Source organism: Leifsonia xyli subsp. xyli str. CTCB07 (assembly GCF_000007665.1).
In the GTDB taxonomy this organism is placed as follows: Bacteria; Actinomycetota; Actinomycetes; order Actinomycetales; family Microbacteriaceae; genus Leifsonia; species Leifsonia xyli_C.
This window is the reverse complement of the sequence record NC_006087.1, coordinates 51,887-65,565: the sequence shown is the minus strand read 5'-3', so window position 1 is coordinate 65,565 and position 13,679 is coordinate 51,887. Positions and strand designations below refer to the sequence as shown.

The 13,679-nt window shown below is 67.6% G+C and carries 11 protein-coding genes and 5 pseudogenes; 1 reads left to right on the top strand and 15 read right to left on the bottom strand.

Annotation, left to right across the window (positions count from 1 at the left end):
* Positions 1-32: 32 nt before the first annotated feature.
* The 5 genes and pseudogenes from LXX_RS16025 to LXX_RS00300 all read right to left on the bottom strand — a co-directional run.
* A pseudogene (locus tag LXX_RS16025) lies at positions 33-539 on the bottom strand (isoprenylcysteine carboxyl methyltransferase family protein); the annotation flags it as partial.
* 564 nt (positions 540-1,103) lie between these two features.
* Positions 1,104-1,490 (bottom strand): annotated as a pseudogene (locus LXX_RS16410) (type III polyketide synthase); the annotation flags it as partial.
* Positions 1,491-1,766: 276 nt separating this feature from the next.
* Positions 1,767-2,171 carry a RidA family protein gene (locus LXX_RS00310; RefSeq protein ID WP_011185161.1) on the bottom strand — a complete coding sequence of 135 codons (405 nt, stop codon included), beginning with the start codon at positions 2,169-2,171 and terminating at the stop codon, positions 1,767-1,769.
* Between the two features lie 11 nt (positions 2,172-2,182).
* Entirely contained in the window at positions 2,183-2,971 is a 789-nt protein-coding gene (locus LXX_RS00305) for an IclR family transcriptional regulator (RefSeq protein WP_011185160.1), read from the bottom strand.
* Complete coding sequence (locus LXX_RS00300) at positions 2,968-3,981, bottom strand: sugar kinase (RefSeq protein ID WP_041767991.1); 1,014 nt, start codon at positions 3,979-3,981, stop codon at positions 2,968-2,970. Before LXX_RS00300 ends, LXX_RS00305 begins: the two co-directional genes overlap by 4 nt.
* 468 nt (positions 3,982-4,449) lie before the next feature.
* Here LXX_RS00300 and LXX_RS13080 point away from each other — a divergent pair.
* Positions 4,450-4,878 (top strand): annotated as a pseudogene (locus LXX_RS13080) (IS481-like element ISLxx4 family transposase); the annotation flags it as partial.
* 39 nt (positions 4,879-4,917) lie between these two features.
* Here the strand turns inward: LXX_RS13080 and LXX_RS00295 are convergent.
* The 10 genes and pseudogenes from LXX_RS00295 to LXX_RS00260 form a co-directional block, all read right to left on the bottom strand.
* Positions 4,918-5,289 (bottom strand): hypothetical protein, encoded by a 372-nt coding sequence (locus LXX_RS00295; RefSeq protein ID WP_011185158.1) that lies wholly within the window; start codon positions 5,287-5,289, stop codon positions 4,918-4,920.
* A 200-nt stretch (positions 5,290-5,489) separates the two neighbouring features.
* Positions 5,490-7,209, bottom strand: a pseudogene (locus tag LXX_RS00290) (alpha-mannosidase); the annotation flags it as partial.
* 32 nt (positions 7,210-7,241) lie between these two features.
* Entirely contained in the window at positions 7,242-8,261 is a 1,020-nt protein-coding gene (locus tag LXX_RS00285; protein WP_223227743.1) for an IS30 family transposase, read from the bottom strand.
* On the bottom strand, positions 8,201-8,656 hold the full coding sequence (locus LXX_RS16405) for a transposase (protein ID WP_223227607.1): 456 nt from the start codon (positions 8,654-8,656) through the stop codon (positions 8,201-8,203). The genes LXX_RS00285 and LXX_RS16405 overlap by 61 nt, the downstream gene beginning before the upstream one ends.
* A 42-nt stretch (positions 8,657-8,698) precedes the next feature.
* A complete protein-coding gene (locus tag LXX_RS00280) occupies positions 8,699-9,007 on the bottom strand; it encodes a hypothetical protein (protein ID WP_041766818.1) in 309 nt (102 codons plus the stop codon).
* Positions 9,008-9,080: 73 nt separating this feature from the next.
* Complete coding sequence (locus LXX_RS00275) at positions 9,081-9,917, bottom strand: carbohydrate ABC transporter permease (RefSeq protein ID WP_011185156.1); 837 nt, start codon at positions 9,915-9,917, stop codon at positions 9,081-9,083.
* Positions 9,914-10,874: pseudogene (locus LXX_RS00270) on the bottom strand (carbohydrate ABC transporter permease). The gene LXX_RS00275 and the pseudogene LXX_RS00270 overlap by 4 nt, the downstream one beginning before the upstream one ends.
* 2 nt (positions 10,875-10,876) lie before the next feature.
* Entirely contained in the window at positions 10,877-11,953 is a 1,077-nt protein-coding gene (locus tag LXX_RS00265; RefSeq protein WP_370558457.1) for an extracellular solute-binding protein, read from the bottom strand.
* Positions 11,919-12,233: an extracellular solute-binding protein gene (locus LXX_RS16400; RefSeq protein ID WP_370558456.1), complete on the bottom strand. Its 315-nt coding sequence runs from the start codon at positions 12,231-12,233 to the stop codon at positions 11,919-11,921. Before LXX_RS16400 ends, LXX_RS00265 begins: the two co-directional genes overlap by 35 nt.
* A 103-nt stretch (positions 12,234-12,336) precedes the next feature.
* Positions 12,337-13,620, bottom strand: coding sequence for an ROK family protein (locus LXX_RS00260; RefSeq protein WP_011185154.1), 1,284 nt, complete (start codon positions 13,618-13,620; stop codon positions 12,337-12,339).
* Positions 13,621-13,679: the final 59 nt, after the last annotated feature.

Below are 13,679 nucleotides of genomic sequence, written 5' to 3'. Positions count from 1 at the left end.
AGGCCGGCATCGCTCACGGTCGTGCCACGGACGACGTCCGCGAGAGCGCTGTTCTCACAGGGGATGCGGTAGCCGGCAAGCAGGACGGCGTTCAGCGCCGTGAACGCGAGTGCGGTGATCCACGCGGAATGCACGAGCGGAAGCGCGAATCCCTCGACCACGACCGCGAGGTAGTTGGGATGCTTCAGCCAGCGGTAAGGCCCGCGCGCGACGAGCGGGAGGTCGTGGATGACGATGACGCGGGTGTTCCAGCGCGGTCCGAGTGCGGCGATGCACCACCACCGGAGAGACTGACTGGCGAGGACGAGCGCGAGCATCGGCCAGCCCAGCCACGGCAGGAACGGCCGGTCGAGGAACCACGCCTCGGCGAAGCAGGCGAGCAGCAGGCCGGTGTGCAGGGCCACCATCGGCGGGAAGTGGCGGCGGCCGAACTCGACACCGCCGCGGGCGAAAGACCAGCGTGCGTTGCGGGCGGAGACGACGAGTTCCGCGAGACGCTCGGCGCCGGTGGCGAGGATGAGAAGGCAATACGCGATCATGGCGCCGCCCCGATCATGCGGCTGCCCCGCTCGCGGGGAGCCTGGGGCCGCCCGCCCCGGCGGCGTCCCCCGCCGCCCAGCGCAGCAGCACCAGCTCACTCGTGACCCCCGGACCGAGGGCGAACAGCAGCCCGACCGTGCCCGGCGGGTGGGCGTCCAGCTGCTCCGCGAGGACGTGCAGCACCGCTGCCGACGACAGGTTGCCGACCCGTGCGAGCGAGCGCGCCGTCGGGCAGGTCGAGAGCCCGTGAGAACGCCTCCAGGATTTTCGGTCCGCCGGGATGCGCGGCCCACGCGGCGACATCTCTCGGTGAGCCCGTGCGCGGCGAGAAGCCCGCGGGCGTCGTCGGCGAAGTGCCGGTCGATCACCTCCGGAACACCGGCGCTGAGGACGATCCGGAAGCCGGTGCCGCCGATGTCCCAGCCGATCACATCCGCCGTGTCCGGGTAGATGCGGCTGCGGGTGTCGACGATTTCCGGCCCGGGGAGGCCCAGCCGGGCGGCGCGGCGGTCCCCGGCCACGACGACGGCTGCGGCCCCGTCGCCGAAGAGGCCGCTTGCGACGATGTTGGCCATCGAGTCGTCCCGGGCTTGCACCGTGAGCGAGCAGAGTTCGACCGAGAGCAGGACGGCGATCTCCTCGGGATGCCCGGCCAGATAGTCGTTCACTCGGGCCAGCCCGGAGGCGCCCGCGACACAGCCCAGTCCGAAGCTCGGCAGGCGCTTGATGTCGGAGCGCATCCCGAGCCGCTGGACCAGCTGGGCGTCGATGGAGGGGGCGGCGATGCCGGTCACGGAGGTGAAGAGCAGGTAGTCGACATCGGTGGCGGTCAGGCCTGCGGTCTCGAGCGCCTGGGTCACGGCGCGCGCAGCGAGGGAGGCGCCCTCGGCGATGAAGAAGTCGTTCGCCTCCCGGAAGGAGGCGAGCGAGCGGTACCATTCCAGCGGCATGATGAGACTGCGGCTCTCCACGCCGCTGGCCGCGTGGATGCGACGCATCACCGCCTGCCGGGCCGGGTCGTCGGTGATCATCCCGAGCAGCGCTGCGGTGATCTCGCCCTGGCCGTACGACCGAGCGGGGAGAACGGGCGCCACGGCGACGATTCGGCTCACAAGCGAAACGTACCACCTGGGGTGTCGCGCAGTCCGGGACGCAGCGGACTCGTGCCGTTCGAGAACGGCCGGGCCGCCGCCGCGTGGAGGACGGCGGGCCGGGCCGTCGCGAATTCAGTCGGTGAGGGCGATCGCGTCGATCTCCACCAGCATATCCTCGCGCGGCAGTCCGGTGAACACCGTCGTGCGAGAGGGCAGCACACCGGTGGTGACCCGAGATCCGACGAAGTCGCCGTACGCCTCGTTCATGGCCGCGAAGTCGTCGCGCGTCGTCAGGTAGACGCGCAGCATCATGACGTCGTCGAAGGTGGCGTCGCCGGTCGCGAGGATGGCCTCCACATTCTGCAGCGTCCGGACCGTCTGAGCCCGCACATCGCCGGGGTGGAGGTACTCGTTCGTGACCGGGTCGACCGGGCCCTGTCCGGAGACCTGGACGAAGGGTCCGCGTTTCACTCCCTGCGAGAAGGTGTGCGCGGGCGCGGGGGCGTCGGTGGTGGAGAGGGCGATGCGGTCGGTCATGGTGTTTCCTTTCAGCGGGGGAGGTCGGAGGGCGGGAGAACGGGTTGCGGGAGGTCGTCGGGGTGCGCGCCGAGTTCTGCGGAGATCCGGGCGGTCGTGTCCAGCAGCGCCGGGAGCAGGCCGAGCACGTCCGCGTAGGGCAGCACGACGTTCGGCACGGAGAGGGAGACCGCCGCGGCGATGCGGCCATCCGGTCCGAACACAGGCGCGCCGACGCAGTTCATGAACGTCTCGTGCTCCTCGTGGTCCTCCGCCCAGCCGCGCCCGGCCGTGCGGGCGACTTCCGCGAGCAACTCGTCCGGTCCCGCGATCGTGCGATCCGTGTAGCGCTCGTACGGCACACCGGCGGCGATGCTCTGGCGTTCGGCCGGGTCCAGAGCGCTGAGCAGCACTTTACCGACGGCGGTCGCGTGCAGCGCCGCGGGGAGACCGACCCGCGAGTACATGCGCAGCGGCTGACGCGACTCCATCTTGTCGATGTAGGTCACGACGCCGTCCGCGTAGGTGGCGAGGTGGACGGTCTGACCGGTCTCGGCGGCGAGGGCGCGGAGGTGCGGAGCCGCCGTGGCCCGGACATCCTGCGACTCCTGCGCCGCCGACGCGAGCGCGAAAACGGTGCGGCCGATGTGGTAGCGGTGGTTGCTGTCGCGCCCCACATAGCCCCGCTGCTCCATCGTCTGCAGCAGGCGCAGCACGGTGGACTTGTGGACGCCGATCTCGGCGGCCATCGCGTCCAGGGTGGCGACTCCGCTTGAGACCAGGTCGAGCAGGTCGAGCGCCCGCCCGACGGATTGGCTCACGCCCCGTTCCACGGGATTTCACCCGGGCGGACGCTCCAGCCGGCCCACTCGGTCTCCGGCACGGCGGCGATCCGGTCGCGCTGGGCGTTGTCCGGGACGGTGAGCGGCCGGTCGCCGTGCCCGATCAGGGTGAGCGCGGCGAGGGCGTGCCCGAGCCGCAGCGCGGAGGCGTCGTCGCGCCCTTCGGCGAGACCGCACAGGAAGCCGGAGGCGAAGGCGTCGCCGGCCCCGACGGGTTCGACGACCTCCACCGTGAGGCAGGGGACGTGCGTCTCGCCGCCGTCTCGCCGGTACACCGAGGCACGGCGTGCATCGTCCTTCACCACCAGGACGCCGAGGCGGGGATTCGCGGCGAAGAAACGCTCGGGGTCGGCGTGGCCCGCGTAAGCCTCGGCTTCGTCGCGGCCGAGGAGCAGGATGTCCGCCTGGCCGATCAGGGCGTCCAGCGGTTCGGTTTCGCGGCCGGCCCAGAGCAAGGGCCGGTGGTTGAGGTCGACGCTCACGATCGTCTGCGGTCCGATGGCCGAGCGCAGGTCGCTCATCGCCTCGGCGGCGGATGCCGACAGCGCGGGGGTGATCCCAGAGGTGTGGACGATCGAGGCCCGGCCGAGGAGATCGGCGGCCGGAGCGGAGCGCAGCAGACCGTTCGAGAGGGCCGCCGCAGCGGAGTCCCGGCGGTAGTAGCGCATCCGGGTGCGGACGCCGTCGGGCCCGTCGCTCGTCTCCTTGAGGTACAGGCCGGTCGGGCGCAGCTCGTCGCGTTCCACGGCGGAGGTGTCGACCCCCGCCTCGTTGGCGGTCTTGAGGATGCGGTCGCCCAGACCGTCCGCTCCGAGCCGTGAGATCCAAGCGGTCGGCAGACCGAGGCGGGCGAGGCTGGTCGCCACGTTGTACTCTGCTCCGCCCACAGCGGAGGCGTAAGTGTGCGCTTCGGCCAGCGGGCGGCGGTCCTCCGGGTACAGCACGACCATCGCTTCGCCGATGGTCGCCAGAAGTCCCGTTCTTGGCACTCCGGCTCTCGGCTGTTCGGCGGTCGCCTCCATACCGGCTCCCCTTTCGCGATTCGTACGGAATCATGCTATACAGGAGGGAACACTATATGCAACGAGCATTGCAACATGCGCAACACACCGAAGGAACAGTGTGGAGGAGTACAAAGCCGCCCCGCTCGGCTACGCCGCCGTCGATGTCGCCGCCCTCGGCGAGCGTCGGCCGCCGCTCGCCGGATTCCCGACTCCGCTGGTCACTCTCAGCGAAGCGGCGGTCGCCCACAATCTCACGACGATGGCGGCCTGGTGCCGCGAGGCCGCTGAGTGTCGGCATCGCGCCGCACGGCAAGACCACGATGAACCGCGAGCTCTGGCAGCGCCAGCTGGACGCCGGAGCCTGGGGCATCACGCTCGCGACGCCGTGGCAGGTGTCCGTGGCGCTCGGCTGGGGCATCCTCCGGGTGTCACGGCGTTCCGGTCGAGTGGGACACGATCATCGACGACCACTCCCGCGTCGCCTACGCCGAGATCTGCTCCGACGAGAAGGCGGACACCGCGATCGGTGTCCTGCGGCGTGCTGTCGCCTGGTTCGCCGACCGGGATGTCAGCGTCGAACTCGTCCTCTCGGACAACGGCTCCGCCTACAAGTCCTACGCCTGGCGAGACGCCTGCACAGAGCTCGGGATCAGGGCGAAGAAGACCCGACCATACCGACCACAGACCAACGGGAAGATCGAACGCTTCCACCGCACACTCGCCGACGGCTGGGCCTACGCCCGGTTCTATGGTTCAGAGGCCGAACGACGAGAAGCACTCCCCGGCTGGCCCCACTTCTACAATCATCACCAGCACCACTCCGCCATCAGAGCCCCACCCATTAGCAGAATCGACAACAACCTCCCTGGACATCACACCTAGCCAGGCCCGGCCGTCAGGTTGGTGGTAGCCGGGTACACCCTAGCCCCGGGTGTACCGCCGCGATGGGGGGAGGCGGGCGCGCCCCGAGTCGCCGGGCGTGCGGCCCTCGGCGCGCTGACCGCGGCCGGCCGCACCGAGGTCGAGGCGGATCTTGCCGCCCTCCCAGAGGCCTGTGCCCCCCTCGCCACCGGCAAGCGGCGCCGGCGCAGGCAGCAGCGAGTGCCGGTCCAGCTCCTGCTGGGCCTCGTGCCGAGCCGGTGCGAAGATCTCGTCGAACGAGCCGCCAACCGCACCGCTGATAGTCCCCGAGCCACGGCGGGACTTGTCCGAGAGGTCGATGAAACCCAGCTTCACGGCCACGACGATTGCAGCCACGATCGCTCCGACCGCGATCAGGACCCAGAAATCCACTCATCAAGGATAACGGAGATTCCCTGCAGGTCTCGGCAGGTTCACAGCGGATTCACGAATTGACGGCACCCGCATCAAGGCACGCGATAGAGCCACTCGTCGGTGCCGAATTTCTCCCGCACGAGCCGTTCTGCCTCGGCATACTCCGCTTCGGTGATATCCCCGTCCCTCGCGCCAGAGAAGACCCGGAAATGGGCGGCGACCTCCATCGACTCCAGCACCGTGAGGTCCTCGCCGGAGAGGCGATAGTCGATATCGACATCCCAGTCGTCCCACTGGACGGGGGTGTCCCGGAAGAGCTGGAGCAGATTGGCGCGCGACCCGGGTGGCAGGACCTCGCGGCCGGTCGCCGCATCCACGATCGAGGGGATGAGGCCGTCGGCGTCCACCGTCACCGCGATGCGGTCGTTGATCAGCCGGAATCCGCCGCCCAGCGCCGAGAGCGAGCGGTCGATGATCCCCTCCAGCGACCGTGCGACCAGCGCGTAGTTCTCGACAGCCTGATCGTGAACCCAGCCGATCGACGAACCGGGCAGGATGTCGTGGAACTGCTGCAACAGCACCGTCCGCCACGCCTCCCGGAGTTCCTCAGCCGGGTACTCGACCCCGGTCCGGACCGCGGCCGTCGCCGCCCACAGTTCGGCTTCGTGCAGCAGCGCCTCGCTTCGCCGGTTGCCCTGTTTGGTGCGCACCTGCGAGGTGTACGTCCCACGGTGGAACTCAAGGTACAGCTCACCTGCCCACACCGGCGCTGGATCGAACTCGGCGCGCGCAGCCGCGAAGAAGTCGGCCGGCGAGGCCACCCGGACGCGCGGCGAACCCTCAAGGTCGGCGGCGCGTTTCGCAGCCGCGACCATCTCGCGGGTCGGCCCGCCGCCACCGTCACCGAAGCCGAAGGGGACCAGCGACGTGTTCGCGCGGCCCTTGTCCGCGAAGTTCCGCTCGGCGTGCGCCAGCTCCGCGCCCGAGAGAATGGAGTTGTAGGTGTCCACCGGCGGGAAGTGCGTGAAGATCCGGATCCCGTCGATGCCCTCCCACTGGAAGGTGTGGTGCGGGAACTTGTTCACCTCATTCCACGAGATCTTCTGCGTGAGGAAGCTCTGCATCCCGGCCGCGCGCGCGATCTGCGGCAACGCGCCCGAGTAGCCGAACGAGTCGGGCAGCCAGACCTCCAGCGGCTCCACGCCGAGCTGCTCCTGAAAGAAGCGCTTGCCCTCCACGACGGGCCATCGCCTCCGAACCGGGGAGGTTCGTGTCCGACTCCACCCACATGCCGCCCACGGGGACGAACCGGCCCTCGGCGACGCGGCGGCGGATGCGCTCGAAGAGCTCGGGGTAGAACCGCTGCATCCACTCGAACTGCTGGGCGGACGAGCAGGCGAACACGAAGTCCGGGTCCTGGTCCATCAGGTCGAGCACATTCGAGAACGTCCGCGCACACTTGCGGATCGTCTCGCGCACCGGCCACAGCCACGCCGAGTCGATGTGGGCGTGCCCGACGGCGAACACCCTGTGGGCGGTCGCCGCCGCGGGCGAGGCCAGCACCCCGGCGAGCGACGCGCGGCCACGGGATGCGGTGCTCGCGACCGCGAACGGATCGACGGCCTCCACCGCATCCTCCAGCGCAGCGAACAGAGCCGCCCGGCGCGGAGAAGTCTCGGGGAGAACCGCGTCGAGCTCCTGCACCGTGGAGACGTCCTGCACCAGCTCCCACACCTCGCGGTCGCGATGCACGACATCCACTCGCCGGAGCGTGTAGATCGGCTCCTGCGCCGCGGTGGACTTGCGGCCGACCAGAGTGGGCCGGAAGGACCAGTCGGAGCCGACATCCGGGTTGGCCGCCGCTTCGACGAACAGCTCGAAGGACTCCCCGGGAGCGGCGTGGAGCCGGACATAAGAGTTGCAGAGCTCGAGCGCCTGGGCGGATTCCAGTGGTTGTTGCAACACGACGATTAGCTGGCGAGTAGTTTAGCGAGGCGTTCGGCTGGGGTTTCCCAGCCGAGCGTTTTGCGTGGGCGGGTGTTGAGCTCGTGGGCGACGTTCGTCAGGTCGGTTGCGGTGAATCGGGCGAGGTCTGTTCCCTTTCCCTTGGGGAAGTATTGGCGAAGGAGTCCGTTGGTGTTCTCGTTGCTGCCGCGTTGCCAGGGACTCGCGGGGTCGCAGAAGTAGACCGGGATGTCGGTGGCTATCGTGAACGACTTGTGAGCTGCCATTTCCGAGCCCTGGTCCCAGGTGATCGAGCGACGGAGTTCGCGTGGGAGTGTCTTGACGGCGCTGATCAGTCCGTCCCGGACGGATTCTGCGGTGCGATCGATGGGGAGATGGATCAGCATCACGAACCGGGTGGAGCGTTCCACGAGGGTGCCGATGGCGCTGTTGCGGTGTCCGCCGATGATGAGGTCGCCTTCCCAATGTCCGGGAACGGCGCGGTCCTCGATTTCGGCGGGACGGTCGGAGATCATTACCATCGGATCCGCGAAACGATGTCTGCGAGCGGCGCCAGAACGATGCGGTTTCCGCTTGGCCCGGCCGGTCCGCAGCACCATCGTGAGCTCGCGGCGGAGTTGTCCACGGCCCTGCACGTAGAAGGCTTGATAGATCGTCTCGTGCGCCACGCGCATCTCCGCATCGCCGGGGAACTCGCGGATCAGCGACCGGCTGATCTGCTCCGGCGACCAACGTAGCGTCAGCTTCCGTTGAACGTAACTGCGCAGCTGCGGATTGCGGACCAGCCTCGTGGCTTTCGGTCGCGGTCGGCGGCTGGCCGCTTTCCGATGCGCCACGTATGGATGGTAGCCGCCCTCTCCAGGAAGCTGATTCCGGCGAATCTCTCGACTGATCGTCGACACCGAGCGACCAAGCTTGGCCGCGACCCGACACAACGAAAGGCCGGCCCTGGTCAGGTCCCGGATCAGCTCACGCTCCTGCAGGGAGAGGAATCGTGGGTGGAGTGCGGCTTCGAGCGAACGCATCGACGCCCGCTGAACAGGATCAACAACGACAGGCACCCTGTCTTTGTAATCGACCACGCGACCATCTGGATAAATGCGTCGCCCGTTCGACTGTCCCAGAGGTATCCCGTGTTCGGGCTGATTCCGACTCGTCCCACCGCTTCGCGGCGCGAGAGCCCGCTGCTCCGCAGCTCCAGGTACTCGTCCTTGCATGGGTGCGCGCTCATGCCGCCGCCGGTGTAGCCGTGACTAGCCAGGCCCGCCTTGCGAACCCATTGCGCGCACGTCGCGGGGTTGAACCCTAGCTCCCTCGCCGCGATCGTCGTACTCCTGGACTCCTTGAAAATGACGAAGAAGGCTTCACGCTCCGCCTGGGTGTACTTCCTCTTCCCCGCACTGCGCCTTAAACGGGACACGGTCCTTGCAACTCCTAGAAACTCCAGATGTTGCAACAACCGCTAGAACCCAAGCTTGAGGATCGCCCCGTCGGTCGCCCAGACCAGGCCCTCCGCCTGGAAACCCGCCTGGCCCACCGTGAACCCGAGGTCCACGACCAGTTCGACATCCTCTGCCGCGGCCTCCCACTCGGCCGGAACCGTCCCGGCGACCCGGAACCACACCGTACCCCACGGACGGCCGACGGCGAACGGCGCGAACTCGGCCGCCGCAGCCTCCGCGAACGGCACCGGCTCATCCGGCGCCTCCCACGCCTCGACGGTCACCGGAACGGCCGCGCGCTCGAGAGCGGGCGTCAGACGCTCGCGCACGAATCGGTCGACCCGCAGCCTGTCTCTGCGAGCTGGTTGTGCTGGTACAAGGAAAACTCCTTCTCGGGGGAGCTCAGCCCTTCACCGCCCCCGCGAGCGCGGACGAGCCGCCGAGCGAGCGGGAGACGATGACATAGAGGGCGATGACGGGAACAGAGTAGATAAGCGAATATGCGGCGAGCTGGCCGTACGCCACCGCGCCGTACTGACCGAAGAAAGTGAAGATACTCACCGCGGCCGGTTGGTTCTCTGGGCTCAGCAGCAGCACGAAGGGCACGAAGAAGTTGCCCCACGCCGCCACGAACACGTAGATGAAGACGACGGCGATGCCGGGGCGCACCAAGGGGACAACGACTGTCCACAGCGTCTTCATACTGGACGCGCCATCCACCCAGGCCGCCTCCTCCAAGGAGATCGGCACCGAGTCGACGAAATTCTTCGTCATCCAGATCGCCATCGGAAGGGACGAGGCCGCCATGAAGAGAATGGTACCGCCCAGCGAGTCGATCAGGTTCAGCGACACGAACAGGCTGTAGACCGGCACCATCATCGCCGTGATCGGCAGACACATCCCGAACAGGATGGCGTAGAGGAACGGCCGGTTGAACCGGTTGCGGTAGCGCGACAGCGGATACGCCGCGAGGACGGCGACGACCACGGTGACGATCGCGCACCCCGCGGAGAGCAGGAGGCTGTTCCACAGCGGCAGGAAAGCCAGCTCGGGCGTGAGCACCTTGTGGAAGTTCTCTATCGTCCACTCTTTCGGCCAGGCGACCGAGAGCGTCGCAGCACCGTCGAAGGAGGCGAGCACGACCCAGACGAGGGGCAGCACGAATACGATGCCGATGAGCAGGAGCAGGACATTGGCCGTCCACTTCAGGGCGATGCCGTTGGGCGAGGACAGTTTCACGAGTCCGCCTCCGTCTTGAGCGCGCGCACGTAGACGATCGCGAAGACCGCGCCGACGAGCAGCAGGATGGTCGCGATCGCCGTGCCGTAGCCGAGTTCGGAGAACTTGAACGCCTCCTGGTAGGCGAGCACCGGCAGGGTCATGCTCTTGTTGCCGGGGCCGCCGCCGGTCATCACGTAGATGAGGGTGAAGACCGAGAGCGTCTGGAGCGTGATGATCATCAGGTTGGTCGAGACGCTGCGGCGGATCATCGGCAGCGTCACGAGGAAGAACCGCTTCGCGCCGTTCGCACCGTCGACCTCGGCCGCCTCGGTGATCTCCGGCGGCACCTCCTGCAACGCCGCCGAGTACACGAGCATCGAGAACGCGGTCCCGCGCCAGGTGTTCGCCAGGATGATCGAGAGCATCGGAAAGGCGAACAGCCACGACGGCCCGGTGATCCCGAACACAGCGAGGATGGCGTTGAGCGTGCCGTGCTGGCTGAAGAACGCGTAGGACGCGAACGCCGCCACGATCTCCGGCAGTACCCACGCTCCCACCACAAAGGTCGAGACGAGCGCGCCGACCCAGCGGCTGCCGGAGCGCATGAGCAGCGCCAGGGCCATCCCCACCACGTTCTGGCCGATGACGGCCGAGCCGAGGAGGAAGACGAGGGTCAGCCAGACCGAGACCGGGAAGTCCGGGCTCTCGAACAGGTCGATGTAGTTCCGCAGCCCCACCCACTCGCTCGACGCAGCCGCGGAGCCGGTGAGCGACATGTTCGTGAACGAACCATAGAAATGAAGAGAGGATGGGCCCGAGCAGGAAGACCACCAGCAGGCCGATGGCAGGCACCAGGGGGACAGTCCGGGCGAGGGAGCGGCGGGCCTGGGCACGCGAACGTTCCTTCGACCGCTCGCGCGGTGGCCGGACCGGACTGGTCCGGCCACGCGCGGCGGCGTCGAGGGTAGAAGCCACGGTTACTGAGCCGCTTTTTGCGTCTTGCCCTCACCGACGATCCCGACGACGGTGTCGTCGTAGACTTTCGCGGCCTCGGACGATGAGGACTGCCCGGTCATCACAGACTCCATCGCCACCTGGATGCCGTTCGAGATCTTCGGATAGTCCGGTGTCGCGGGTCGGAACTTCGTCACGGCGACCAGCGAGGAGAAGAACTCGGACGTCGGGTTGGACTCCTTGTACTTCTGGTCGTCGGCCACATCCTTCCGCACCGGGATGCCGGCCGTGTTGATGTTGTACTCGAGCGACCGTTCTTTGTCGGTAACGAAGGCGATGAACTTCCAGGCCGTGTCCTTCGCCGCGCTCTTCGCGCCCATCGAGAATGTCCAGCCGCCGGAGAGGCTGATCTTGCCCGGGTCCTGCCCGTCCATCGTCGGCATGGGCGTCGTGCCCATCACCTTTGACCAGTCCGCCCACGGCGTCGCGCCTGCCGGCAGCCAGGCGTTCGACGCCCACGAGCCGTCGAGGTTGATCGCCAGCTTGCCCTGCGGCATGAGCTGGTTGTTGATCGTGTTCTGGTAGTTCGTGTCGCTTGCGATCTCGGGGCCCGGGCCGAGACCGCCCTGATAGACCTCCTTGATCACGTCCAGCGCCGCCGTGAACGCCTTGGAGCCGGTGATCCACTTGCCCGATTTGTCGTCGTAGAGCCCCTTCTCGCTCGCACCGTACAGCAGCATCTCGAAGCCCTGCATCGAACTCGCCTCACCAGCGGCCTTGCCGGAGAAGATGTTGAGCGGGATGACGCCCGGGTCTGCCGCCTTGATCTTCTTCGCAGCGCTGAGAACGTCGTCCCAGCTCTTCGGCTCCAACGGCGTCGCGATGCCCGCCTTCTCGAAGATCTGCTTGTTGTACCAGAGCCCGCGGGTGTCGGTCCCGGTTGGGATTCCGTACACCTTGCCGTCGTCGCCCTTGCCGGCGGCCTTCGCGTTGTCGTAGAAGTTCGACCAGTCGGACCATGTGCCAACATAGGAGTCGAGCGGAGCCAGGTAGCCGGCCTGTGCGTCAGCGCGGATGAAAGGTGTCTTCCGACATGACATCCGGCGCTGTCGCAGCGGCGCGGTTCATCAGCGAGAGTTTGGTGTAATAGTCGTTCTCGGCCGCTTTGATCGGCACGAGGGTGACCTTGACACCGGGGTTGGCCTTCTCGAACTCCGTTTTGGCCTTGCCCATGAAGGTGGCCATGATGTCCGATCCAAAATCTTGGAACGCGACCTTGATGGTCTTCCCGTCACCCCCGCCGGAGGAAGGCGAACACCCGGCCAGCACGACAAGCGCTGCGGTGGCGACGACGGCCCCCAGAAAGCTATTCCGCTTCATCGATGCTCCTTTGCATACGGTCTCCCGGCCAGATGCCTCAGACACTCTGTAATTTATAAATCAATTTAATTTAAAGAGCAATGCCCACAATGAAATCGTGACCTCACCCCCAGGTGAGGGGGATGTAAAATTCAAAATTCCATTCTGCTTTCGCCTCACGGCGCGAAGTCGCATCCAGCACCAGGCAGGCTGCGCCGACGGCGGCGACATCGTCGCCCACAGCGCTCGCGACGATGGCCGTGGGATGGGTCAGGGTGTCGATGTGCAACTCGGCGAGCCGCTGCGGCAGCTGGTCGAGGTAGCGGCTCTCCACGCGAGTCCAGAAAGGTCCGCCGAAGACGACGCGGTCGAGGTCGAGCAGCGCGGTCAAGTTTGACAGGTAAAAAGCGGTGCTCCGGATGCTGCGGTCCACGATCTCCACGGCCCGCTCGTCGCCCGCGGCAGCCGCGGCAGCCAGGCATGTGAACAGCGCGTCGACGGTCTCGACATCCAAGGGCGCGTCCTCCCCGGCTACGATCTCCAGTCCGGGCGGAACGGGCAGGATGCCGGCCCACAGTCCCTGCATCACCAGCCGGTACGGCCGGACGGACTCGCCGTAGCAGCCGCGCCGGCCGCACGCGCAGAGCGCGCCGCCGGGGTCCACCAGCGCGTGTCCGACATCGACCGCGTTGTCGGTGAACCCCGTGTAGACCGAACCGCCGAGCACGAATCCAACCCCGACCCCGGTGCCGTAGTACACGAATGCGTAGTCGCCGCTCGCCCCAGCAGGGCCGTGCCAGCGCTCGGCGACAGCGGCGCTCGTGACGTCTTTCGCGAGCAGCACGGGCAGTCCCGTGGCGGCCGTCAGCTCGTCGCGGAGGTGGAAGTCGTTCCAGCCGGGGATGAGCGGCGGGCGAACGACCACACCCGTCTCGGTGTCGATCGGGCCAGGAGTGGCCACACCGACACCGATCGCGCGCCCCGAGTCCACACCCTGGGTCGTCAAGAGGACAGCGATCGCCTCCGCTGCGACCGCCAGCGTCGCGACAGCGTCCCCGTCCGGGGACGACAGGCAACGCAGGTGGTTCACCACCACGCCTTCCAGATCGAGCAGGACACAGGTGATCACGGTGGGATCGAGATGCACGCCGATCGCGTAGGCCCCGGCCGGGTCCAGACGCAGGATGGTGCGCGGCTTCCCGGGGCTGCCCTCGCTGTGCTTCCCGGCCTCGCGGATGACCCCCTGCGCGAGCAACCGGCGCGTCACATTCGTGACGGTCTGCGCGGAGAGGCCCGTCGCCGCTGCGACCTCGACCCGGCTCAGCCCGTCGGCCGAGCGGCGCACAGCGTCGAGCACAACGGTCTCGTTGAACGCGGCGATCGCCGGAAGATTGGCTCCTCTGGGCACCGCACCTCCTTCGTACCGGAGTTCGGGCCAGCCTGGGTATCCCTCGTAGAATACCTACA